This window comes from Kitasatospora sp. NPDC059812 (genome assembly GCF_042732075.1).
In the GTDB taxonomy this organism is placed as follows: Bacteria; Actinomycetota; Actinomycetes; order Streptomycetales; family Streptomycetaceae; genus Kitasatospora.
Map to the genome: position 1 here is coordinate 71,043 of NZ_JBHWIO010000013.1, position 22,954 is coordinate 93,996.

A 22,954-nucleotide genomic window follows, 5' to 3' on the forward strand; every position below is an offset into this window, starting at 1 on the left:
CTGATCGACCCGGTGTGCGACTCTGCACAGCGCGCGCCCCTATGACCGGGTCGTGCGCCGTGCACGCTGGTAGTGCGCCGGGCACGCGCCTCGTGCGCCACCGCCCTGCACGCACCGGGCGGGCAGGGCGGTCGGAGCGTTCCGCCGAGGTTGAGGGAATTGCCTCACAGGCATCATTCAATCGTCAACCAGGTGTCAACCAGGCATGACTGTCAGGCGAGTTGAGGAAGTCCAGCCCGCTCGCCGGGCCATCATTGCTCCCCTCACGGCCGGGGGTCGATCGGCGCGAGGACCCCGAGCCGGTCCTCGACCGCCTGCGCCGCCTCCAGGCAGAGGTCCTCCCGGAACGCCCGCCCGACGAGCTGCACCCCGGTCGGCAGTCCGTCGGCCAGGCCGGTGGGCACCGCCACCGCTGGCAGCCCCGCGAAGCTGGTCACCTTGCACAGCCGCATCGCCGTGCGGACCAGCTCCCACCCGGCCGCGTCCCGGGACTCGATGCCCGGCTCGACCGGCGGTTCGGTGAACACCGGTCCGAGCAGCAGCGGGTACTCGTCCAGGAATTCGGCCCAGGAGCGGCGGATGCCCAGCCAGCTCCCCATCAGCTCCATGAGCTCGGCGGCCGTCGCGGGCGGGGTGCGGGCCATCGTCAGCTCGATGTAGCGGTCGCCGCCCGGGCCGAGCAGGGAGCGTACGGCGGGCCACTTGGGCGCGAACTCCGTCATGGTGATCCGGTCGCACACCTCCAGGGCCTCGTCGAGCCGCGGGACGTCCGCCACCTCGCGCACGTCGTACCCGGCGTCCCGCAGCGCCGCCGCCGCGCGGTCGACCGCGGCCCGGACGGTCGGGTGGACGCCGTGGCCTCCCGGATCGGCCACCACCGCGACCTTCACCGGCCCGGGCAGCGGCTCGCCGTAGCGCGGCACGGGCAGGGCGCGCGGGTCGCGCGGATCGGGGCCGGCCAGCACCTCGTAGGCCAGCCGCAGGTCGGCGACGCTCCGGGCGAGCGGGCCGTCGGAGACCAGCCACTGGGAGGCCGGCCCCGGGTCCTGCGGCCCGAACGCGCGGTGGTCGGCGGGGAACCGGCCGCTGGACGGGTTCAGCCCGGCGACCCCGCAGAACGAGGCCGGGACGCGGATGGACGCGCCGGAGTCGTTGCCGAGCCCGAGCGCGGCCAGGCCGGTCGCGACGGCCGCGCCGTCGCCGCCGCTGCTCCCGCCCGGGGTGCGGCCGCGGTCCCACGGGTTGGCGGTGTCGCCGTAGAGCTCGCTGCGGGTGTGCATCCCGGCCAGGATCATGGTGGGCATGTTGCTGTGCCCGATCGGTACGGCCCCGGCCGCGCGCAGCCGGGCGACCGGGGGAGCGTCGGCCCGCGCCACCAGGTCGCGGAAGCGCGGCACCCCGAAGGTGGTGGCCACGCCCTCGATGGCGGTGGTCTCCTTCACGGTGAACGGCACGCCCGCCAGCGGGCCGGGGTCCTCGCCCGCGGCCAGGCGCCGGTCGAGCTCCTGGGCCTGTGCCCGGGCGCGCTCCGCCAGGACCTGGGTGACGGCGTTCACCTGCGGGTTCACCGCGCTGATCCGCTCCAGGTGGCTGTCGAGCAGTTCGACGGCCGAGACCTCCTTGCCGCGTACCGCCGCCGCCTGCGCGGTGGCCGTCAGTCGCCACAGGGCGTCCTGCATGACGTACTCCCCTCCTCGTTCCGATGCGCTCGTATCGGTACCGTAGCCTGGGAACCGATACGAGTGCATCGAATAAATCGGAGGGGGAGCCCGTGCCCAGACAGGTGGACCACGACGGCCGACGCCGACGGATCGCCGAGGCCGTCTGCCGGCTCGCCGACGAACGCGGCCTGGAAGGGGTGACCCTGCGCGACGTGGCCGACCGCGCGCAGGTGTCGACCGGCGCCGTCCAGCGCTGCTTCCGCACCAAGGACGAGATGCTCCGCTTCGCCCTCGGCCACGTCGGCGAGCAGATCACCGCCCGGGTCCAGGCGTACCCCGCCGACGACCCGGCGCCCTCGCCCGCCGCCGCCCTGGCACACGCGGCCGCCGAGGTGGCGCTGCTCGGCGACGGACAGCGCTCCCAGGCGCGGGTCTGGCTGGCCTTCGTCGCACAGGCCGCCGTCGACGAGCGGCTGGCGGGCCCGCTGAACGCCGACTACGCCGCCCTGGAGGGCCTGTTCGCCCGGCTGATCGCCGAGGCCTCGCCGGCGGCCGGGCCGGACGCCGCCCGGGAGGCGAAGACGCTGCTGGCCCTTGCCGACGGGCTCACCACGCACGTCCTCGTCGGCCGCCTCACCGCACCCGAGGCCCGGGCGATCCTGAACGCCCACCTGTCCGGCCTCGGGCGGCGGCCGGGCGACGGCTCAGAGGCGCTGGAGCCGTGACACCGCTTCCTCCAGGACGGAGTCCTGCTTGCAGAAGGTGAAGACGGACGTACCAACGGGGAAGCCCTTGCGCTCTCTGGCGGTACGGACGCCCCTTCACATCGAGTGGGGGCCGGACGCCGGGAGAGCGCCCCATGGCCACCGCCACCAAGACCACCACCGCCCGCGACACCTTCGGGCGACCCGCCGTAACCGCCGCGCCGTACAAGATCCTTGACCCCAACGGGGACATGGACATCTATGCCCGGAAGAGCGTCACCCGAAAGGGCTCCCGAGAAACAGAACTGAGCGTCGGCCAGCAGATTGGCGACGGCATCAACTGGGGTGAGCGGAACGGCTACCGCCCGCGTTACGTGTGGGTGGACAACGGCATCTCCGGTAGTAAGGACGTGCAGCGCCCCGGCTACGACTCCGGCCTTGCCGCACTGGAGTCCGGTACTACGCGCTGCCTGTGGTCGTACAAGCTTGACCGGTTCAGCCGCAAGGGTGCGCTTGCAGTACTCACCATCATGGATCGGCTGGAAGGCTGCCGGATCTTCTTCGGGGCTGACAACCTCGACACGGCCAACCCGAAGGACCGCCGCATGATCATGTGGCGGGCGGAGGACGCGAAGGAGTTCTCCGACCAGCTGTCCGGCCGCGTGGCCGACGCGTGGCGGTACTCCAAGGATCAGGGCTTCTGGCTCGCGCCGAAGGCGCCCTACGGGCTCCGGAAGGTGAAGAAGACCCGGAAGCTCAAGGCGGACGACTCCCCCGCGATACCCGGCGAGATCGACGGCCCGACGAAGGCCGATGTGGTCAGGCGGATCATTCGGGAAGCCGAACTTGGAATAACCGGTCCGAAGATCGCTCATGGGCTCAACGCAGACCGGATTCCGTCGTCTGGCGGCCGGAGGTGGACGCCGACCCACGTCTACAAGATCCTCAAGCACCCTGCCTACATCGGGTATCAGCCTTCAAGCGACTGGGACGACCGCGAAGACCCGATCCACCGTGACGGCAAGGGAAGGCGCGTCCGGGTCGGCGAAGCTCTGGTTTCAGAGGCGCAGCAGAAGCGGGCGCGTAAGAAGGTCAGCGGCCGGACGGCGCTTCTCGGAGTGAAGCCGACTGCGCGGGGAGTGCGCTCGATTGCCCGCAGCCTTCTGGCCGGTCTCCTGTTCTGTGCCGGGTGCGGACACGTCATGATCAAGCAGGGGGCTTCTTACGCCTGTCGCCACAAGCTCCGAGCCGTCGGCTGTGACAACCCTTCTTCCGTGCAGGCGACTGCGGCGGAACTCATCGTGTTCGAGGCGTGGGTTTCCCGGCTCACTGCCTCTGAGCCGGGAGACGAGCTACTTGAGGCTGTAGCCGCCCGATGGATGGCCGCTAACCGACCGGATGTGGTGATGGACCGAAAGGCGCTGCAAGAACGGGTAGATGACGCGAAGGCAGCACTTGAGGACCTGTTCGCGGCTCGCTACAAGCGTAAGGAGTTCGAAGGCTCAGCGGCGGAGTTCTATCCAGGATTGCTGGCGGAGTCCGAGGCGGAGCTGGAGTCGGCAGAGAAGGCGTTGAGCGCGGTACCCCAGCGGACGGCCGACATTGGCTATCTTCTGGACCCCATCCTTGTTCAGGAAGCTTGGGGAAAGGCCACCGTAGAGCAGAAGCGCGAGTTGCTGGCGTTGGCACTCGACGGCGTATGTGCCCGACGCAAGTTCGCGGCTGGACGGACGAAGGTCACCCCAGAACGCTTCCACTTCGCTTGGACCGGGGAGCCCCGCACGGTGGAGCCGGAGGAGGAACCGGCGAAGCTGGCGAAGAAACAGAAGAAGAAGGCAAAGAAGAAGGCGAAGGCCGCAAACTCAACGGAGTACACCCAAGCCGCCTGACAGCCCCCGAAGCCCCGGTAGGCACCTGAGCCTGCCGGGGCTTCTTCATGCCCGCAGACGGCCGTACGGCGAGTGCAGAACAGCGCCGCCGGGCGCATGGTCGGTACGTGGCCTCGATCGTCGTGCTCTTCGAGCTGGACCCCGACCAGGACCCGCCCGCCGTCGCCCTGGTGCACGCGGCCGGAGCCGACCCGGACGCCCCGGAGGACCCTCAGGACCGGACACTCTGCGGTCGGGACACCACGCCCATGGAGCACGCCCACTACAGCCCCACGCGGCCCGGTGAGCCGTGGTATCCGCCGGAGTTGGAGGACAAGCGTTGTCGGCTCTGTGAGGCGGCTCTGAGAAGTGCCTGATGCAACGAAGATGCCCCGCCAGCTTCAGGGTGCTGGCGGGGCAGGCTTGTTGAACTAGTTCGCGTAGTGCCCGGGGCTATCTACCCAGGCCGGGGTAACGCCAGGACCGCTATCCACGTTCGCATGGTGAAACCAGAAGTTCGGAACCTGGTTCTCCATACGGCCCTGCGCAGACTCCGCCGTGGGGACGTACGTCCCGTCTCCAGCCGGCCGTGCGGTGCTGTCCGTACCCGCCTGGGCAAGCGCCACGCCGGTACCGAGGCTGAACAGTGCAGCTGCCGCCACGCCTACTACTACACGCTTGATCACTATGGTCTTCCCGGGACTCGAAGGGGTCAGTGCTCACAGTGGACCAGCGGCCAGTAGACGTTTGGTCAACGCCGATCGTGCGATGTCCGGCGTGGGTCGATCGCCCGGAGTATCGGCATGGACCTGCCATCAACCCAGCGGGGATCCTGGCGTTCTGGTGTTTTGGTACCTGTTTTCAGCACACCATAGAGATCCTTAAGGCATCCCAGAATCGACCATCAAAACAGCAGAACGCCAGGAAGGGCTTGCGCTCTAGAGGAGGTGAAGAGACCAGCACCTGGAAGGAGGGGTTTCCATGCCATCTGCGCTGATGCACGACACTGGCGCCCAGCAGCGGACGGCACCGTTCGTCGTCTCGCTCCGGAGTTCCGGGGGCGTCAACACGATCAGCGGGTATGCCGTCCGGTTCGGCGAACTGAGTCACGATCTCGGAGGGTTCCGAGAGCGGATCGACCCGGCTGCGTGGAATCCGGCGACAGACCGAAGCGACGTGCTTGCCACGTTCAACCACAACATGGACAACGTGCTCGGCCGACGTAGCTCAGGAACGCTCCGGCTTACTGCGGATGCATCGGGGATTCGCTATGAGATCGACGTCCCGAACACACAGGCCGGTCAGGACGTCGCCGAGTTGATCCGGCGTGGTGACGTGATCGGCAGCTCGTTCACCTTCCGGGTCAACCCGGGCGGGCAGGAGCGGGCCAGCGACGACGACCCCGAGACAGGCCTTCCGGTCCGCGTGATCACGTCGATGACCGTCTATGAACTAGGCCCGGTGACCAACCCGGCCTACCCGACGACGACCACAAGCGCCCGTTCCCTGGACGCTGCCTATCCGATGGAGAGTGAGTCCCGCATGTCCGACGCGCCTATTCGAACGGCGGACGGCTTCCTCCCGGTCAATCGGCGCACCATTCCGAACGGGGCGTCGTGGACGGTCACGGAACCGGCCGCGCTATGGGTCAACATGGTCGGCCCGAAGTCCCGCTTCCTGGCGAACATCCCGGCGTCGAACAAGCTGACCATGCACGAGGCTTCGATGATGCTTCCGGCGGTCAAGACCGTCGACGGTGGATACGTGGACGCCAACTCCCCGATCCCGGAGCCGGGCACGGACCTGCCTTCCCGGACTTGCTGGGCGGCCAAGTTCGGCGCGGTGGAGAAGGCGTCGTCCGAAGTCCTTCAGGACGCCCGTCCGGACCTCGTTGCCGGTATCAACCAGTCTCTTGCGCTCGCCATGGCGCGAGGGATCGACAACGGGCTGTTCAACGGCGCCGGGCCTGCCGACCCGAATGATCCTCGGCGTGTAACTGGGCTTCTTGCTCAGGGAGTTACCAAGAACGCCGTCCCGTCCGTTGCCGAGATCAGCGCCGCTATCAAGCGCCTGGAAGCCTCCGACGCTGAGGCCACGGTTCTGTGGGTCGACCCGGTGGCCGCTGAGGCGCTTCGGGCCGAGATCCCCGCCGCGCAGTGGACGGAGGGAGTCTACGGACTGATTCCGGTCGTCTCTCAGCGTCTTCCCGCCAACACAGCTGTGGTGGCGGATAGTTCGCGAATCTTCGTCGGACTTCACAGCGGCATCTCCATCACGGTGTCACGAACCGCGCCGGAGGCATTCAGCCAGGACCGCGCGCTGTTCCGCGCGCTCGCCCGGGTCGCCGGCGTCTGGGTACAGGAAGCTGGGTCGGTGCAGATCGTGAGCGCCACGCTCCCGACCAAGACCCCGAACCTTCGAGCGCTCGCCGACCAGCCGGAGCCGGACGTGAACTCTCCTGAGATGCTCGCCGCCCAGGCCGCGCAGCACGCACAGGAGATGGCCGACCGCCAGGCCGACCCGAGCAAGCGCTTCACGGTGTCGGCGCCGAAGCTGTCGGACGACGAAGCCCAGCGGCTCCGCGACCGTCGACGGCGGGCAACGGCCCAGCAGTGATCACGGTCATCAGAGGTAGGGGGGTGTCCTGGACATGGGGGTGCTGAGGAAGGGGGCGGCCCGTCTCGCCAGCCTTTGCCGGTGGCACGGCCGACCGCCACACCGTGAGCCACTGCTGACCGAGATCGCCGCGCGACTGGCCGAGATCGGACTCAAGAACGTGCAACTGCGCTGTGAGCGGTGCGACGGCAAAGGCCACGTGGCTGCTCTCGTGCTGGCCTGGACGAAGCCGATCCGTAATGGCGGAAGGCGCGAGCACAGCAACGTCCACGCGTCGTGCCTCGGCTGCTGGCGGGACACAGGCCGGACCGACGGCTTGCCGGTACTCGAAGGCGCGAGAGCTCACCAGCGTCGGACGCCAAAGTCAGACACGGTGATCATCTGCATCTGACCCCGGGCACGGTGACTGTGCCGCTTGCGGTGGGCGCTTCCTGCCCAGCGGCGTGGACATCGACCACCGGCAGCCGCTTGCCAAGGGCGGCCAGGACGTTGACGACAACGTTCAGGTGCTCTGCAAGAGCTGTCACCGGGCCAAGACCCGACGCGACTTCGACCACCAGCGTCCGCCGTTCTGACAGCACGACGCCCCGGTGCAGACTGTGAGAGGTCCGTACCGGGGCGGCGCCAGTTCACCAGCGCGAGCAGAGGTAGTCCACCACAGGCGCCAACCGGGTGGTGGCGGACGTGGGCCCAGCCGTGTCGCCGCGAGAGCATTCCCGGCGCCATCCACGACCGTGAGCCCCGCTGGAATGGCCGTCCCGCCGCTGGCGACAACGACGGGCTGACCGTCCCGGTACTCGATCGACAGTGTGCCGATATCCTCGGGCTTAACCTGGTCGGCCGGGATCAGCACGGGTTCGGTCGCCTCGGGCGTGAGCTTGATCGGGGCCGGGCCCTTTGAGTTGGGCGTGGTCTCGGGCATGACTGTCTCCTCACTGGCCGGCTCGCTGCCGACCGGCGTGGATCTTCCCATGACTGTCCGTCACCAAACCATCACCGTTCTGATCGCTTGTCCGGCTGGCTGGGCGGGGCGCTCCGGAAGTTCCCGGCCGTGGCCGCCAGCGATCCCGGCCCCAGCTCGAAAGACGCGCCCTGGGTGTGGCTCCGGACCCAGGCGCCCCCAGTGATCAACTCGCCTTCCAAGTAGGCGAAGCCGTGCTGATAGGCCCGGAGAAAGGTGCCCCTCAAGGGGGTCTAAGCGAGTGTCAAGGAGGTGGTAGAGCACCCCGAGAACCCCCGAACCTCCCATCCCCCGGGACGCCCTCCGCGTGAGGGGCCCGGGGGTTTCGGCATGCCTGGGGGTCACGGGGCCCCGGCCGCCCGTCACGGGACCTTTCCTCAACAGGGCAGGGTGCAGCGCCGGATACAGGCCTGACGGCTACACCTGAACGGGCTTGTCGGGCGTAGTTTCTGGCCGCCTTGACGTCTGAGGATAATCGAGAATCACCGCTGACATGGCGCCACTTGAGGCCGATCATGGGACCTTCCTGTCTGTCGGCGAGAGGAACGGCTATGGCAAGGCGGCTACGGGTCATCGGCAGCACGTCAGGGGTCGGGGACTGCCCGACACTGTACGAGGACGTGGACACCGGTGAAGTGGTTGTGCAGGGGTACGCCGTGACGGACCCAGAGGACGTGGCGCAACTCAAGTACGTGAAGGACGATGAAGGCTTCGTAGTCGTGCCCCGCGAACTGCTCGTGAGGTTCGCGCCGAAGGAGTCAGCGCCAGTGCCGGAGTTCGTGCCTCAGCAGAAGATCACCGAGTTCATCAACGATGGGTTCGAGCACACCGCGTGGCGGTTGGAGACAAGGACCGGGTACCTCTCCGATAAGCAGATGCCCTCCTACGCCGAGTTCCTGCGGACGGGGGACACCGCTGGAGAGGTCGGGCACCCCTGGTTCGAGAACGTGCGCCGCATGGTCGACAAGGGCAAGAGGTTCGAGCGGGTGCGCCTGGTGGACAACCCGCCGACCGAGGGGCAGCGGTATCTGCTGGCGTGTGCCCGGACCAACGTGGCGGCCGGCGAGGACATCCGGTGCATGTGGCGCTCGGACGCCGAGGCGGCGGGGCTGGCCGGGCTGTCGGACTTCTGGCTGTTCGACTCCCGTACGGTCGCCAGGTTCCACTTCGAAGGAGAGCGCACCGTCGGCATGGAGTTGGTCACGGACCCGCTGGAAGTCCTCCGTGCCTGCCAGGCCCGTGATGCCGCTTGGCACCATGCAACGCCCTACGCAGAGTTCCTGGCTCAGGTACCTTCCGGCATGTGAGCACCGACTATCAACAGGCACGGTCTGCTCTCGGTGCCCGGATGCGTGAACTTCGCACCGAGAGCGGCCTGTCCGGACGTGCCTTGGCCGCGCGGCTGGGCTGGCCCCAGTCCAAGGTCAGCAAGCTGGAGACCGGACGGCAGTCGCCCACCACGGCCGATGCAGTCGCATGGGCTGAGGCTGTCGGCAGGCCCGGTGCCGCAACCGAACTGGTCGGCCGACTACGTACCTTGGAGACGCAATACCGATCGTGGCGGCGCCAACTCGCCGGCGGTGTTCGACCCGTGCAGGAGGCGCACGCCGCGCAAGGGAAGAAGACCAGCGACCGCAAGTCGTTCGACCCGACCTTGATTCCCGGCCTGCTCCAGACAGCCGAGTACGCCCGCGCCGTCCTCACCCGGTACACCACGGTCCATCCATCGATCCGCGATGTCGACGCTGCGGTGGTGGCCCGCATGGAACGCCAGAAAGCTCTCAACGGCCGGTCGAGATCGTTCCACTTCCTGGTCTGGGAAGGCGCCCTTGTCTCCCGGCTCTGCCCTCCGTCCGTACTGGCTGATCAGCTTGATTCTCTTGTCCCTTGGCTGGCACGCGGGAACGTCCGACTCGGGATCGTGCCGTTCGAGGCCGATCTGAAGGTGCCCGCAGGAGTCGGGTTCTCGATCCACGACGGCACCTTGGTCATCACGGAGTCGTGGCACGCGGAGATGTGGTTGGACGATCCGGCGGACGTCGCACTTCACATCCGGGCGTGGAACGCACTGGCGGAGAGCGCCGTGTACGGCCCGGCAGCCCATCGGGTGATTGCCAGGGTGTGCCGGACACTTCGTGAGAATCATTGAGAATCACCACCCGCCGACTTCGCGCGCCAACCCTACGTTTCCGATGACGAGACCTCGCCGGTCAAAGGGAGTGGCGTGCATGTCGGATCTTCAATCAGGTGGACAGCCCGGACGGGTGAGTGCCGAGGAGTCGGCGGCGAACGATCTGCGGGAGGCGCTGCGCGCCGTCGGGATCTCGACCCTCGTCCGGGGTGGTCCGGACGTGTTCGCGGATTCCAGCTTCTCCTGGGTGGCCTTGGGGTACCTCAAGGAGGCCGAGGCTGCCCTGGTCGCTGCCTTGATTCGCAAGGGGCTGGACGCGTGAGCGCAGCACCGCGAGAGGCCCTCGAACAGAAGGTCAAGCGGCCCGTGCTGGACGCCGAAGAGTGGTCCGGTCGTCCGCTGTCTCCAGAAGAGCGCAAGCGGCGGGCGGCCCTGCTGGCCCGCAATCGGATGTTGAACGACCCTTTCCGCCTCCGCTGAGGCCCCGCGACTCCCGCTGGTGGAAGGCGGCTGAGCGCAGCGGGAACCTGGACCCGGTGGACCGTACGAACGCGCTACGGTCCGCCGGACTCAGTCGTTTTCCGGGGCCTCCGCGCGCGAAGGCGCCACGAAAGATCCCATGCCGGGCGTCGTGACAATCAGCCCTTCGGCTCGCAGTGCGGCCGTCGCCTTGCGGACCGTGGTCCGGGCAACTCCGAAAGCCTGCTCCAACTGCACCTCTGAGACCAGCTGATTCGCCGCGAGGTCCCCGCTCCTGATCTGCTCGCGCAGGACATCGGCAATCTGCTGCCACTTCGGCCGGGTGGGGTCGTACTCAATCACGCCTGGACCGTACACACTGGCATGAAGCTGTACATAGACACACCTGTATATGCCTAGGTGTAGACAGGCGTATACAGGCTCGATAGCGTCAAGGACACAGAAAGCCCGGCGACGGCTGCAACCGTCCCGGGAGTGGCCGACGCTTTCGAGGAGCGACGACATGACCAACTTTATCGCCTGGGTGTTCTTCGCCTGGGCCAGCGTCTTGCTGGCCGGCCTGATCGCGCTGTACCTGCCCGTACCGGCGGGGGAGCCGTTTCAGCCCAAGCCCCCAGCACCGCCCATCGCGCCGGAACCGGAGATGCCCGCACTCTGGGACATCCCGTCGCACGTAATCGAGCGCTCGAAGCCGCTGGACACGGAAGATCACGCGCCCGTCCGCCCGTACACCCCAGAGGCTCAGGAGGCCCCAGAAGACCCCTCTCCTGAACTTCCCCGACCGGGCACGGTCCGAGTGGTCCCGCTGTGGGTGGCGGTGCTGCTCGAAGACCAGCGGCAAACCGCCCGGCGGCGGGCACTCGAAGCGGCTTCGGCAGGACTGCCCGACACCGGGTACACCTACCAGGGTGCCCAGGCGCTCATCGGGGCGGGTGCGTGATGACGAAGACGACCGTTCAGACCTGTGGTGCCCGTCGTCCCGGACGGGGACACGGACCGGCCATCGACCTGGTCCGGCCGCCGTGCCGCCGTTGTGGCGACACCAGCGACAGCGTGACCGAAGTGGCGCATGTTGAGGCCGTCAGTGGCCCCGGATGGCCCGTCCTGGCGTGTCCGGCGTGCGCCCCGAAGGTCAGGGCTCTGTTCGGCCGGTAAGACCCTCAAAGCCCCGTCCAGGCCGATCCTGGACGGGGCGCCTGACCTCAGCGTTTCCGCAGCTTAGACAGCCTTTCGATAGCTTCGTTTATCACTGCCTCCTGCTTGCAGAAGGTGAAGCGGACCAGGCTGCGGCCGGCCTCGGTGTTGTCGTAGAAGACGGCGTTCGGGATGGCGACGACGCCGCAGCGCTCCGGCAGGGCGCGGCAGAACTCGATGCCGTCCTTCTCGCCGAGCGGGGTGATGTCGGTGGTGATGAAGTACGTGCCCTCGGGGGTGAACACCCGGAAGCCGGCCGCGGTGAGCCCGTCGACCAGCAGGTCGCGCTTGCGGAGTAGGTCGGCGCGGAAGCCGTCGAAGTAGCTGTCGGGCAGCCGCAGCGCCTCGGCGACGGCGTACTGGAAGGGGCCGGCGCTGACGTAGGTGAGGTACTGCTTGGCCGTGCGGACGGCCGTGACCAGGGCCGGGTTCGCGGTGACCCAGCCGACCTTCCAGCCGGTGAAGGAGAAGGTCTTGCCGGCGGAGGAGATGGAGACGGTGCGCTCGCGCATGCCGGGCAGGGCGGCGATCGGGTGGTGGGTGGCGCCGAAGACGAGGTGCTCGTAGACCTCGTCGGTGACGACCAGCAGGTCGTGTTCGACGGCGAGGGCGGCGATGGCGGCCAGCTCGTCGGCGGTGAGCACGGTGCCGGTCGGGTTGTGCGGGGTGTTGATCAGCAGCAGGCGGGTGCGCGGGGTGATCAGGGTGCGCAGTTCGTCCAGGTCGGGGCGGAAGTCCGGGGCGCGCAGGGTGAGCGGGCGGCGGGTGGCGCCGGCCATGGCGATGCAGGCGGCGTAGGAGTCGTAGAAGGGTTCGAGGGCGATCACCTCGTCACCGGGCTCCAGCAGGGCGAGCAGGGTGGCGGCGATGGCCTCGGTGGCGCCGGCGGTGACCAGTACCTCGGTGTCCGGGTCGTACGACAGGCCGTGGAAGCGCTGCTGGTGCTCGGCGATCGCGGCGCGCAGCTCGGGGATGCCGGGGCCGGGCGGGTACTGGTTGCCGCGGCCGTTCAGCACGGCGTCGGCAGCGGCCCGGGCCACCGAAGCCGGGCCGTCGGTGTCGGGGAAGCCCTGGCCGAGGTTGATCGAGCCGGTGGCGGTGGCCAGGGCCGACATCTCGGCGAAGATGGTCGTCCCCATACCGGCCAGTCGGCGGTTCAGCAGCGGCCTGTTGCCCATCGGTGGCTCCTCACGCGTCGTCGTCGGCCCCATCCTGGGTCAGCCGGGGGCCGGGGACAAGGACGGCCCGACCACCTGGGGCCAAGTGGTCGGGCCGTGCGCTCGCGGGGCGGGCAGGGTCACGCCTCGTTGGTGCCCTCGGGGGTCTCGCCGTCCTCGCCCTCGATCTCGTTCTGCAGGCCGAGGCGCTCGACGATCCACTGCTCGAAGCCGACGGCGGCCTGGGTCCAGTTGGCGGTGGTGGTGACGAAGTAGTCCAGGTTGACGCCGGTGCCGACGATCATCTGGGCCTCGCCGATCAGGCGGACCACGCCGTCCTCGTGGGTGTGGGTGTAGACCTTGGGCCAGAGGGTCTCGCGGTTCCACTCGTCGATGAGGTCGAGGATCTCGCCCTTCTTCTCCAGCGGGTACGCGCGGTCGTAGAAGGCGCGCACCGCGAAGAGCTCCTTCTGCTCGCCGCGGAACATGTAGTAGACGCGGAAGCCCTCCCAGGGGGCGGTGAGGTCGCCCTCCTCGTCCACGACGTGCTTGAGCTGCATCTGGTCCAGCAGCTGGGTCACCAGGCCCTGGTCCGGGACGATGATCGGCGGCGGGCCGGCCGGCCGCCCCTGGTCGCCGGGCTGGCCGCCGCCCTGGGGCGCGCCGAACGACGGGATGGACGACGGGTCGATGCTCATGGGGTCCTCTTCCTCAGTGCACGTGGTGGCCGGCAATGAGAGGCCGCCCTTTCCACTTCCCATCCTGCCTCATCCGGGGCCTGCCTCACAGGGGCACCCGGCCACGCGTCGATCTTCGTCCGGGGCGCTCCGACGCCCGCCGCAAGCGGTGATGGTGACGGAGCGTGTCCGGTTGGAGGGGTGCCGCGGCCGGGGCGCCGGCGGGGCGCGGCGGGGTGCGGCTGCGGCCGATCTGGCCGTCAACTGCACTGTGCGGCAAGGGTGTTGCCCGGGCCGTCCGCGCTGTCATGCGGGCGGCCCGGGCCGGTGGTGCTACTTCTCCAGCAGTCCGCGGCTGCGGACGGTGAGGCGGTCGCCCTCCTCGTCCCGCTCGACCAGGACGGTGTCCCCGTCGTGCACCTGGCCGGACAGGATGGCCCGGGCCAACTGGTCGCCGATCGCGGACTGGACCAGCCGGCGCAGCGGGCGGGCGCCGTACGCCGGGTCGTAGCCGGTGAGGGCCAGCCAGTCGCGGGCGGCCTCGGAGACGTCCAGGGTGAGCCGCCGCTCGCGCAGCCGGTCGCCGAGGCGGGCCACCTGGAGGTCGACGATCCGGCTCAGCTCGGCGGTGCCCAGCGGGTCGAAGACCACGATGTCGTCCAGTCGGTTGAGGAACTCGGGCTTGAACGCGGCCCGGACGGAGTCCAGCACCAGGGCCTTCTTCCGGTCCTCCGGGATGGCCGGGTCGACCAGGTACTGAGAGCCCAGGTTGGAGGTGAGGATCAGGATCGCGTTGCGGAAGTCCACCGTGCGGCCCTGGCCGTCGGTGAGCCGGCCGTCGTCCAGCACCTGGAGCAGGACGTCGAAGACCTCCGGGTGGGCCTTCTCCACCTCGTCCAGCAGCACCACGCTGTACGGGCGGCGGCGGACCGCCTCGGTGAGCTGGCCGCCCTCCTCGTAGCCGATGTACCCGGGCGGGGCGCCGACCAGGCGGGAGACGGAGTGCTTCTCGCCGTACTCGCTCATGTCGATCCGGACCATGGCCCGCTCGTCGTCGAAGAGGAAGTCGGCCAGGGCCTTGGCGAGTTCGGTCTTGCCGACGCCGGTCGGGCCGAGGAAGAGGAACGAACCGGTCGGGCGGTCCGGGTCGGCGATGCCGGAACGGGTGCGGCGCACCGCGTCCGAGACCGCTCGCACGGCCTCCGCCTGGCCGATCAGGCGCTCGCCCAACTCCTCCTCCATGCGCAGGAGTTTGGCGCTCTCGCCCTCCAGCAGGCGGCCGGCCGGGATGCCCGTCCAGGAGGCGACCACGTCGGCCACGTCGTCCGGGCCGACCTCCTCCTTCACCATCGAGGCGGAGGCGTCCTGGTCGGCCGCCCGCTCCTGGGCCTCGGTGAGCTCCGTCTCGGCGGCCGGGATCTCCGCGTACATCAGCTTCGACGCCCGCTCGAAGTCCCCGTCGCGCTGGGCCCGTTCGAGCGCGCCGTTCAGGTCGTCCAGCCGCTCCTTGAGTTCGCCGACCCGGTTGAGGCTCTTCTTCTCCTGCTCCCAGCGCGCGGTCAGGGCGCTCAACTGCTCGTTCTTGTCGGCGAGATCGCGCCGCAGTCGGGCCAGCCGGTCGATCGAGGCGGCGTCCGACTCCTTCTCCAGGGCCAGCTCCTCCATCCTCAACCGGTCGACGGAGCGCTGGAGTTCGTCGATCTCGACCGGGGAGGAGTCGATCTCCATCCGCAGCCGGGAGGCCGCCTCGTCGACCAGGTCGATCGCCTTGTCGGGCAGGAAGCGGGAGGTGATGTAGCGGTTGGACAGGGTGGCCGCGGCGACCAGCGCGGCGTCCGCGATCTGCACCTTGTGGTGCGCCTCGTAGCGGCCCTTGAGGCCGCGCAGGATGGCGATCGAGTCCTCCACGCTGGGCTCGCCGACCAGCACCTGCTGGAAGCGGCGCTCCAGGGCCGGGTCCTTCTCGATCCGCTCGCGGTACTCGTCCAGCGTGGTGGCGCCGACCATCCGCAGCTCGCCGCGGGCCAGCATCGGCTTGAGCATGTTGCCGGCGTCCATCGCGGAGTCGCCGCCGGCGCCCGCGCCGACCATGGTGTGCAGCTCGTCGATGAAGGTGACGACCTGGCCGTTGCTCTGCTTGATGTCGTTCAGGACGGCCTTCAGCCGCTCCTCGAACTCGCCGCGGTACTTGGCGCCCGCGACCATCGCGCTGAGGTCCAGCGAGACCAGCCGCTTGCCGCGCAGCGACTCCGGCACGTCGCCGGCGACGATGCGCTGGGCCAGGCCCTCGACCACCGCGGTCTTGCCGACGCCCGGCTCGCCGATCAGCACCGGGTTGTTCTTGGTCCGGCGGGAGAGCACCTGGACGACCCGGCGGATCTCCTGGTCCCGGCCGATCACCGGGTCGAGCTTGCCGTCCCGGGCGGCCTGGGTCAGGTCGGTGCCGTACTTCTCCAGTGCCTTGTAGGTGCCCTCAGGGTCCGGAGAGGTGACCCGGCCGCTGCCGCGCACGTCCTTGAACGCGGCGAGCAGGTCCTTCGCCGTCGCGCCCTGCTGCGCCAGCAGTTCGGCGACCGGCCCGCCCTCGGCGGCCAGGCCGACCATCAGGTGCTCGGTGGAGACGTACTGGTCGTCCAGGTCGTCGGCGCGCTTGCCGGCCTCGGTGAGCACCGCGAGGGTGTCCCGGGCGAGCTGCGGCGCGGCGACCGTCGAGCCCATCGCGCTGGGCAGGGCGGTCAGCTGGCGGCGGGCCTCGGCGTCGATCCGGGTGACGTTCGCCCCGACCGCCTCCAGCAGCGGCCGGGCGATGCCCTCGGGCTGCTCCAGCAGGGCGATCAGGATGTGCACCGGCTTGACGTCCGGGTTCCCGGCCGCGCCCGCCTGCCGGATCGCGGCGGACAGGGCGTCCTGCGTCTTGGTGGTGAACTTGCTGGCGTCCACTGCTGGGGGGTCCTCCCTCGTCGTCCTTCAATGCTGCTATCTACAGCATGCACTAAGTTGAGTCTATTCCGCTCAAGTTTTTACGCCCGTTCCGCGCGTTCCGTGCGTTCCACCCGCTGCGCGCGGGGCACCTGGCGGGTCAGCCCCAGCAGCTCCCGGGCCGGCCCGCTCGGCCGCTGCCCGGCCGGCCACACCGCGCGCAGCGGCCGCCGCAGGTCCAGTCCCTCGGCCAGCGGGACGGCCACCAGTCGCCGGACGGCCAACTCCTCCATCACCGCCAGCTCGCTCAGGCAGACCGGCCCGGCCCCGGTCATCGCCGCCGCCTTCAGCGCGGTGGACGAGGCCAGCTCCAGCCGGGGCCGCACCGCGCCCCCGTACGGCGCCAGCGCCATCTCCAGCACCTCCCGGGTGCCCGAGCCCGATTCGCGCAGCACCAGCGGGGTGGCGGCCAGCTCCGGCCCGGTCAGCGGCGTCCGGCGGCGCGCCCACGGGTGGCCGGGCGCCACCACGACCACCAGCCGGTCCGCCGCCACCACGGCGCCGGCCAGCCCGGGCGGGGTGGACGGGCCCTCGACGAAGCCGAGGTCGGCGTCCCCGGCCAGCACGTGCCCGGCGACCTCCGCCGAGTTCGCCGTCCGCAGCGTCACCGCCGTGCCCGGACTGGCCTCGGCCAGGGCCAGCAGCCAGCCCGGCATCAGGTACTCGGCGACGGTCAGGCTGGCCACCACCCGCAGCTTGGCGTCCCGCCGCTCGCGCAGCGCGTCGATCCCGGCGTCCAGCGCCTGCGCCGCCTCCACCACGTGCCCGGCCCACTCGACCACCAGCCGCCCCGCCGCGGTCGGCCGACTGCCCCGGGGGGAGCGCTCCAGCAGCGGGACGCCGATCTGCCGCTCCATGCCCTTGATCCGGGCGCTGGCGGTCGGCTGGCTCACGCCCAGTTCGGCCGCGGCCCGCCCGACGCTGCCCAGCCGGGCCACCGCGAGCAGCAGTTCCAGGGCGCCGAGCTCGGGGACGCGGGGGGAGAGGGCCATAGGTCCAGGCTATGTCCTCATAGAGCCCGCGGCGCTACCGGAGCCCGGCCCGGGGCGGCACGGTGGAACCATGTCCACCTTGGCCGATGCCCGCCCGCTCACCCGCCCCTCCCGTTCCTCGCTGCGTGCCCGCCTCGACCTCGCCCAGCTCGGCCCCAACTGGTACGCCGCCGTCATGGGCACCGCGATCCTGGGCAACGGCGCGGCCGTCCTGCCGCTGCGGCTGCCCGGGCTGATCGGCTTCGGCGAGGTGATGTGGGCGCTCGGACTCGCGGCCCTGCTGGTGCTGGGCGCGGCCCGGCTGGTCCACCTCACCCGGCACCGCGAGGCCGCCCGCACCCAGCTGCTGGACAACCCGGCCACCGCCGTCTTCTACGGCTGCCCGCCGATGGCCCTGCTCTCGGTCGGCCTCGGCACCCTGCTGCTCGGCTCCCGGGTGATCGGCACCGGCCCCGCGGTCGCCGTCGACGCCGTGCTGTGGGGCGTCGGCACCCTGTACGCGCTGGCCGTCGCCGGCGGCATCCCGTACCTGATGATCACCCGGCACCCGGTCTCCGCCCTGGAGGCCAACCCGACCTGGCTGCTGCCGGTGGTCGCCCCGCTGGTCGCCTCCGCCACCGGCCCGGCCCTCATCCCGCACCTGCCGGCCGGGCTGGCGCAGCAGACCATGCTGTACGCCTGCTGGGCCCTCTTCGGGATCGGCCTGCTGGCCACCCTGGTGCTGCTGCCGGTGGTCTTCACCGGGCTGTTCCACAGCAAGCTGCCCACCCTGGTGCTCACCCCCTCGCTGTTCCTGGTGCTCGGCCCGCTCGGCCAGTCCGTCACCGCCGTCCACCAACTCGCCGACGCCGCCCGCCCGGTGCTGCCCGCGCTGGCCCCCGCCATGCTCCCCTTCGCCGAGCTGTACGGCGTCGCGGTGCTCGGCGTCGCGATGCTCTGGCTGGCCGTCGCGCTCACCGCCAACCTGCGCGCCCGCCGGGCCGGCATGCCGTTCGCGATGACCTGGTGGGCGTACACCTTCCCGATCGGCACCTGCGTCACCGGCGCCTCCGCGCTCGCCCGGCACACCGGGTTCGGCGGCTTCACCGCGATCGCCACCGGGCTCTACCTGCTGCTGGCCACCGCCTGGGTGCTCGCCGCCGGCGGGACCACCGCCGGGCTCGCCCGCGGACGGCTGCTGGCGCGTGCCTGACGATTCCCGCCGCACGCCGCCGTTGCAGGAACCCGCACCCGCGGCCCGACCGCGCGTGGCCGACCGACCGTACGGGCGGGTGCCCCCCGCGAGCCCCGCTGGCCTCGGCCTTTACCGGAACCCGTCCTGCCGCTCGACCCCGCCCGCCCCACCCGCCGTGCAGATAGCTGCAATTGCGCGAACCTGCACTCGGGCGACACTTGTTCACCGGCCGTCACACTGTGAGGGTGGAGTCACGCCAGGCCGACCGGGCACCGCAGCCCGATGGTGGCGACTTGCTCTTCGAAACTGACCACGGGTGCAACGTCCCGCACGCGTGAAACGGGGGGGAAGAGCGCCGGTCGGGGCGCCATGTGTGGTGATGGCCCCCGGAACCGGAGCCGTCGAGGCGTTGCTGCTCCGCCTCGACGGAAGCGCCTGGGCATGGGCGTAGCGACGGTGGCCCCCGGGCCCCCCGGAGTGCGACGGCACCCGGACCCCGGAGGCCGCCGTCAGCCCGGTACCGTGACCGCCGAGCCCCGCGCCGGACGGCGCGACGGCGGCAACGAGGGAGAAGCGTCCGGCAGGGAGTGTGCGACGTGACGGTGGAACCGGCGGTCGCGCCGCAGCACGGACAGCCCCCGGGCGAGGAGCCCGACGAGGCCGCCCGGCAGTTCTACCTGGCGATCCTCGCCCGGGGCGGACGCATCCCGTTCGCCGACACCCCGGACGCCGACCAGGCCGCGCTCCAGCAGCTCGTCGACCTCGGCCTGCTCATCGCCAACCCGATGGACCACTGCTACACCGCCATCAGCCCACGCTCCGTCACCGACCGCCTGGGCGCCGAACTCCGCAGCGAGGCGACCAGGCTGCTGGTCCGCGCCGAGAACCTCCCCGGCGCCCTCGACGGCCTCACCCGCGCCTACGACGCGATGCCCCGGCCCTCCGGCCGGGCCGGCGGCGCCGTCCACGTCGAGGGCCACGTCCACATCCGCCAGCGGATCTCCCAGCTCGCCTCCGACTGCCGCTCCGAAGTCCTCGCCGCCCAACCCGGCCACCGCCCCGCCGGCACCCTGCAGGTCGCCCTCCTCCAGGACGTCCACCTGCTCCAGCGCGGCTGCTCCCTGCGCACCATCTACCAGCCCGTCGCCCTCGCCGACCCGCCCGCCCTCGCCTACGTCGAGGAGGTCACCCGGCACGGCTCCCTCATCCGGGTGCTCGACGAGCCGTTCCAGCGGCTGCTCGTCTTCGACCGCGCCGTCGCCGTGATCTCCGCCAACGACGACAACAGCACCGCCGCCTTCATCACTGACCCGGCCGCCATCACCTTCCTGGTCGGCGCCTTCGAACGCGACTGGGCCCGCGCCGAAACCGCCGACACCGCCGCCACCCTCGGCCCCACCCGCACCGTCCCCGACCGGATCGGCCGCCTCCTCGCCCGCGGCCTCACCCAGCGCGCCGTCGCCACCCGCCTCGGCCTCAGCGAACGCACCGTCGCCGCCCACATCTCCCGCCTCCGCGACCGCCACGGAGCCCAGACCCTCTTCCAACTCGGCTGGCTGATGAGAGGCGCCCGCGATGACCGATGAACCCGGCCCCGCAGAGCGGCCCGCCCTCCACCTCACCGCCGTCCACCTCACCGCCGTCCGCAACGGCGGTCGCCCCGACCCTCTTCCACCTCGGCCGGCAGCTCCGGGGGGAGCCCCATGACCGACCCGTCGACCTGCCCCCTGCCCGACTCTCCGCTGCCCGACGACGCCGCTCGGGCGCTGTACCTCGCCGTCGTCGGCAACGGCGGCATCCTCCGGGCGGCCGACCTGCCTCCGGGTGACGAACCGGTCCTGGAGCGGTTGCTCGACCTCGGACTGGTCGTCCCGAGGGTCGAGGACGCGGCCTACGCCGCGGTGAACCCGCGTGTCGTCATCGGCCGAATCGGGTCCGAACTGCGGTCCACGGGTGGCGAATTGCTGGCCAGGGCGGACGAAACGCCCGAGCAGTTCGCCGAGTTGGCGCAGGCCTTCGACGTCACGCCGCGCCACCCCGAGTGCTCCGTCGAGGTCACGTACGTGCACGGCTTCGAACAGATCCGCCTGCGCCTGGCCCAACTCGACGCCGAGTGCTCGCAGGAGATGCTGGCCGCCCAGCCCGGCGGGGCCCGGCCCGTCGAGGGGCTCCCGGACGCCCTCGACCGGATGCGGCGACTCGCCGAGCGCGGCGGCACCGTCCGGGGCATCTACGAGCCGGCGGCGGCCGCCGACCCGGCGACCGCAGCCTTCGCCGCCGCGGCCGCCGAGGTCGGCTGCCGGTACCGGGTGCTGGGCGAGCCGTTCCGGCGGGTCCTGATCTACGACCGGAAGGTGGCCGTCATCCCCGCCGCGTCCGACAACAGCCGCGCGGCCTTCGTCGAGGACCCGGTGGTGGTCGACTTCATGGCCGACGCCTTCGAGCGCGACTGGCAGCGCGCCGCCCGGGTCCGCTGGGCCCGTGGCCCGGAAGCCCCCGAGCCGGCCGACTCCCTGCCCGACCAGGTCGGCCGTTTCCTCGCCCAGGGCCTCACCCAGCGCGCCATCGCCACCCGCCTCGGCCTGAGCGAACGCACGGTGGCCGGCCACATCGCCCGGCTGCGCGAACTGCACGACGCCGAGACGCTCTTCCAGCTCGGCTGGCAGCTCCGGTCGGCGGCCGACGCCGCCCGTCGGCGGGTGCCGTGATGCACGGGCGCGGCACCGGGCGGCCCGACCAGGCCGCACACGACCTGTACCTGCGCATCCTCCGGCACGGCGGCTGGATCGACCGGGCCGAGGTGGCCGCCGCCGACCGGCCGGCCCTGGAACACCTGCTCGCGCTCGGGCTGCTGCTCGCCCGGCCCGAATCCGACGTCTGCACCGCCGTCAACCCGCGTACGGTCGGCGACCGGATCAGTGCCGAGCTCCGGGCCGAGGGCACCCGGCTGCTGGTCCAGGCCGCGCAACTCCCGCAGGCCCTCGACGACCTGACCAAGGCCTACGACACGGCCCCGCGCCCGACCGACCGTGCCGGTACGGTGCATCACGTCCAGGGCCTCGGCGCGGTCATCCGGCGATTCGCCGAGGTGGAGGCGGACTGCCGCCAGGAGATCCTCGTCGCCCAGCCCGGCCGGCCCCGCCACGCCCACCAGTTGGAGGACGCCCTGGAACGGATCGGCCGGTTCTGCGGCCGGGGCGGCCGGATCCGGGTGATCTACGCACCCGGCGCCGTCCGGGACCAGGCGACCGCCGACCACACCGCCCGCGGCACCGAACTGGGCGCCCGCTTCCGGGTCCTGGCCGAGCCGTTCCGCCACCTGCACATCTTCGACCGCCGGATCGCCGTGCTCCAGTCCGCCGACGACCTCCGGAGCGCGACCTTCATCGAGGATCCGGCGACCGTCGACCATTTCCTGGCCGTGTTCGAACGGGACTGGGTCCGCTCCGGCCGCCTCCTCTGGAACCCCGACCAGGCGTCCGCTCCCGAGTCGACGGCCCACGAGCAGGTCGGCCGGCTCCTCGCCCAGGGCCTCACCCAGCGCGCCATCGCCGGCCGCCTCGGTCTCAGCGAGCGGACGGTGGCCGGCCACATCGCCCGGCTGCGCGAACTGCACGACGCGGAGACGCTGTTCCAGCTGGGCTGGCAGCTGCGGGGAGCCCGGACGGGGGAGCCCGATGGGTGAGCGCTGGTCAGCCGGTGGCGGCGCTGGTCGGCCAGTAGCCGGCCCGGCCGACGACGGGGGGCTGCTGCCGGGGGACGTTGAACTGCTCACCGGGGGCGGTCCAGAAGCCCTCGCGCAGGGACAGCGCCATGCCGGCCCAGTCGAGCGCGGTCTCCACGGTGTGGTTGAGGGCCTCCTGCGACCAGGTGTCGTCGAAGACCAGCGGCAGAACGGGGGCGACCTGCTCGATGGTGGCGATCAGCGGGTTGTGCGTGATGGCCTCGTCGACGAGGAGGACGATCGGCTTCCGCAGCGCCGACGCCCACCCCAGCTCCAGGCTCACCCCGGCCGACAGCGGTGCCCCGACGTAGGCGAACACGAGGTCCGCGGACTGCAGGGCCCGGAAGTCGGACGGCACCCGGGGCTCCGGCGCCTGCCCGGCGACGGTCCAGGCATCACTGTGGTGCGCGCTGTACACGGCGGCACCGCTGCGGAGCAGGGTGGTGCGGAGCGTCGTCAGCCGCGTCCGGCTGGCGAGCGTCACCACACTGTCCGCGGGCCCGGTCAGCCGCATCAGCGGCGCGGCCAGGAACACACGCGCACGCCGGCCCTCGGGGGTCTGTCCGGCGTGCTCTCGCAGGTAGGGCTCACTCATTGTCGACTCCGGGGATAGGTGCCAACCAGGCCGATCGCCCC

20 protein-coding genes and 1 pseudogene are annotated in these 22,954 nt (G+C 70.8%); 14 read left to right on the forward strand and 7 right to left on the reverse strand.

Annotated elements, in window-relative coordinates; translation table 11 throughout:
- Nucleotides 1–263: 263 nt before the first annotated feature.
- Entirely contained in the window at nucleotides 264–1,679 is a 1,416-nt protein-coding gene (locus tag ACFV6D_RS09800) for an amidase (protein WP_380559057.1), read from the reverse strand.
- 92 nt (nucleotides 1,680–1,771) lie between these two features.
- Between ACFV6D_RS09800 and ACFV6D_RS09805 the strand changes: the two genes are divergently transcribed.
- The 9 genes and pseudogenes from ACFV6D_RS09805 (at nucleotide 1,772) to ACFV6D_RS09845 (ending at nucleotide 10,421) form a co-directional block, all read left to right on the forward strand.
- Nucleotides 1,772–2,386 carry a TetR/AcrR family transcriptional regulator gene (locus tag ACFV6D_RS09805; protein WP_063348530.1) on the forward strand — a complete coding sequence of 205 codons (615 nt, stop codon included), beginning with the start codon at nucleotides 1,772–1,774 and terminating at the stop codon, nucleotides 2,384–2,386.
- A 134-nt stretch (nucleotides 2,387–2,520) separates the two neighbouring features.
- A complete protein-coding gene (locus tag ACFV6D_RS09810; protein ID WP_380559059.1) occupies nucleotides 2,521–4,254 on the forward strand; it encodes a recombinase family protein in 1,734 nt (577 codons plus the stop codon).
- Nucleotides 4,255–4,361: 107 nt separating this feature from the next.
- Nucleotides 4,362–4,610, forward strand: coding sequence for a hypothetical protein (locus tag ACFV6D_RS09815; RefSeq protein WP_380559061.1), 249 nt, complete (start codon nucleotides 4,362–4,364; stop codon nucleotides 4,608–4,610).
- A gap of 604 nt (nucleotides 4,611–5,214) precedes the next feature.
- On the forward strand, nucleotides 5,215–6,849 hold the full coding sequence (locus tag ACFV6D_RS09820; RefSeq protein ID WP_380559063.1) for an HK97 family phage prohead protease: 1,635 nt from the start codon (nucleotides 5,215–5,217) through the stop codon (nucleotides 6,847–6,849).
- 419 nt (nucleotides 6,850–7,268) lie between these two features.
- Nucleotides 7,269–7,424, forward strand: a pseudogene (locus ACFV6D_RS09825) (HNH endonuclease); the annotation flags it as partial.
- Between the two features lie 937 nt (nucleotides 7,425–8,361).
- Nucleotides 8,362–9,117: a DUF6879 family protein gene (locus tag ACFV6D_RS09830; RefSeq protein WP_380559065.1), complete on the forward strand. Its 756-nt coding sequence runs from the start codon at nucleotides 8,362–8,364 to the stop codon at nucleotides 9,115–9,117.
- Nucleotides 9,114–9,959 carry a helix-turn-helix domain-containing protein gene (locus tag ACFV6D_RS09835; protein ID WP_380559066.1) on the forward strand — a complete coding sequence of 282 codons (846 nt, stop codon included), beginning with the start codon at nucleotides 9,114–9,116 and terminating at the stop codon, nucleotides 9,957–9,959. The genes ACFV6D_RS09830 and ACFV6D_RS09835 overlap by 4 nt, the downstream gene beginning before the upstream one ends.
- A 115-nt stretch (nucleotides 9,960–10,074) precedes the next feature.
- Nucleotides 10,075–10,263, forward strand: a complete 189-nt coding sequence (locus tag ACFV6D_RS09840) for a hypothetical protein (protein WP_380559068.1) — start codon at nucleotides 10,075–10,077, stop codon at nucleotides 10,261–10,263.
- Nucleotides 10,260–10,421: a hypothetical protein gene (locus ACFV6D_RS09845; RefSeq protein ID WP_380559069.1), complete on the forward strand. Its 162-nt coding sequence runs from the start codon at nucleotides 10,260–10,262 to the stop codon at nucleotides 10,419–10,421. The genes ACFV6D_RS09840 and ACFV6D_RS09845 overlap by 4 nt, the downstream gene beginning before the upstream one ends.
- A gap of 90 nt (nucleotides 10,422–10,511) precedes the next feature.
- Here ACFV6D_RS09845 and ACFV6D_RS09850 read toward each other — a convergent pair whose 3' ends face one another.
- A complete protein-coding gene (locus ACFV6D_RS09850) occupies nucleotides 10,512–10,763 on the reverse strand; it encodes a GntR family transcriptional regulator (RefSeq protein WP_380559071.1) in 252 nt (83 codons plus the stop codon).
- 160 nt (nucleotides 10,764–10,923) lie between these two features.
- Here ACFV6D_RS09850 and ACFV6D_RS09855 point away from each other — a divergent pair, with 160 nt between their 5' ends.
- Entirely contained in the window at nucleotides 10,924–11,361 is a 438-nt protein-coding gene (locus ACFV6D_RS09855; protein WP_380559073.1) for a hypothetical protein, read from the forward strand.
- Nucleotides 11,362–11,623: 262 nt separating this feature from the next.
- Here the strand turns inward: ACFV6D_RS09855 and ACFV6D_RS09860 are convergent, their stop codons facing one another.
- The 4 genes from ACFV6D_RS09860 to ACFV6D_RS09875 all read right to left on the reverse strand — a co-directional run bounded on the left by ACFV6D_RS09860 (nucleotide 11,624) and on the right by ACFV6D_RS09875 (nucleotide 17,420).
- Nucleotides 11,624–12,793 (reverse strand): pyridoxal phosphate-dependent aminotransferase, encoded by a 1,170-nt coding sequence (locus tag ACFV6D_RS09860; protein ID WP_380559075.1) that lies wholly within the window; start codon nucleotides 12,791–12,793, stop codon nucleotides 11,624–11,626.
- Between the two features lie 119 nt (nucleotides 12,794–12,912).
- Entirely contained in the window at nucleotides 12,913–13,470 is a 558-nt protein-coding gene (locus tag ACFV6D_RS09865) for a YbjN domain-containing protein (protein ID WP_063348532.1), read from the reverse strand.
- 312 nt (nucleotides 13,471–13,782) lie between these two features.
- The gene (gene clpB, locus ACFV6D_RS09870; protein ID WP_380559077.1) at nucleotides 13,783–16,389 is read right to left on the reverse strand and encodes an ATP-dependent chaperone ClpB; all 2,607 of its coding nucleotides are present in this window, start codon (nucleotides 16,387–16,389) and stop codon (nucleotides 13,783–13,785) included.
- Nucleotides 16,390–16,469: 80 nt separating this feature from the next.
- Complete coding sequence (locus ACFV6D_RS09875) at nucleotides 16,470–17,420, reverse strand: LysR family transcriptional regulator (protein ID WP_380559079.1); 951 nt, start codon at nucleotides 17,418–17,420, stop codon at nucleotides 16,470–16,472.
- 70 nt (nucleotides 17,421–17,490) lie between these two features.
- Between ACFV6D_RS09875 and ACFV6D_RS09880 the strand changes: the two genes are divergently transcribed.
- From ACFV6D_RS09880 to ACFV6D_RS09895, 4 genes are all read left to right on the forward strand, one after another.
- Nucleotides 17,491–18,612 carry a TDT family transporter gene (locus ACFV6D_RS09880; protein WP_380559080.1) on the forward strand — a complete coding sequence of 374 codons (1,122 nt, stop codon included), beginning with the start codon at nucleotides 17,491–17,493 and terminating at the stop codon, nucleotides 18,610–18,612.
- Between the two features lie 578 nt (nucleotides 18,613–19,190).
- Nucleotides 19,191–20,180 (forward strand): LuxR C-terminal-related transcriptional regulator, encoded by a 990-nt coding sequence (locus ACFV6D_RS09885; protein ID WP_063348536.1) that lies wholly within the window; start codon nucleotides 19,191–19,193, stop codon nucleotides 20,178–20,180.
- A 117-nt stretch (nucleotides 20,181–20,297) separates the two neighbouring features.
- On the forward strand, nucleotides 20,298–21,302 hold the full coding sequence (locus ACFV6D_RS09890; protein ID WP_380559082.1) for a LuxR C-terminal-related transcriptional regulator: 1,005 nt from the start codon (nucleotides 20,298–20,300) through the stop codon (nucleotides 21,300–21,302).
- Nucleotides 21,302–22,279 carry a LuxR C-terminal-related transcriptional regulator gene (locus ACFV6D_RS09895; protein WP_380559084.1) on the forward strand — a complete coding sequence of 326 codons (978 nt, stop codon included), beginning with the start codon at nucleotides 21,302–21,304 and terminating at the stop codon, nucleotides 22,277–22,279. The genes ACFV6D_RS09890 and ACFV6D_RS09895 overlap by 1 nt, the downstream gene beginning before the upstream one ends.
- 7 nt (nucleotides 22,280–22,286) lie before the next feature.
- Here ACFV6D_RS09895 and ACFV6D_RS09900 read toward each other — a convergent pair whose 3' ends face one another.
- Nucleotides 22,287–22,913, reverse strand: coding sequence for a hypothetical protein (locus ACFV6D_RS09900; protein ID WP_063348539.1), 627 nt, complete (start codon nucleotides 22,911–22,913; stop codon nucleotides 22,287–22,289).
- Between the last annotated feature and the right edge of the window lie 41 nt (nucleotides 22,914–22,954).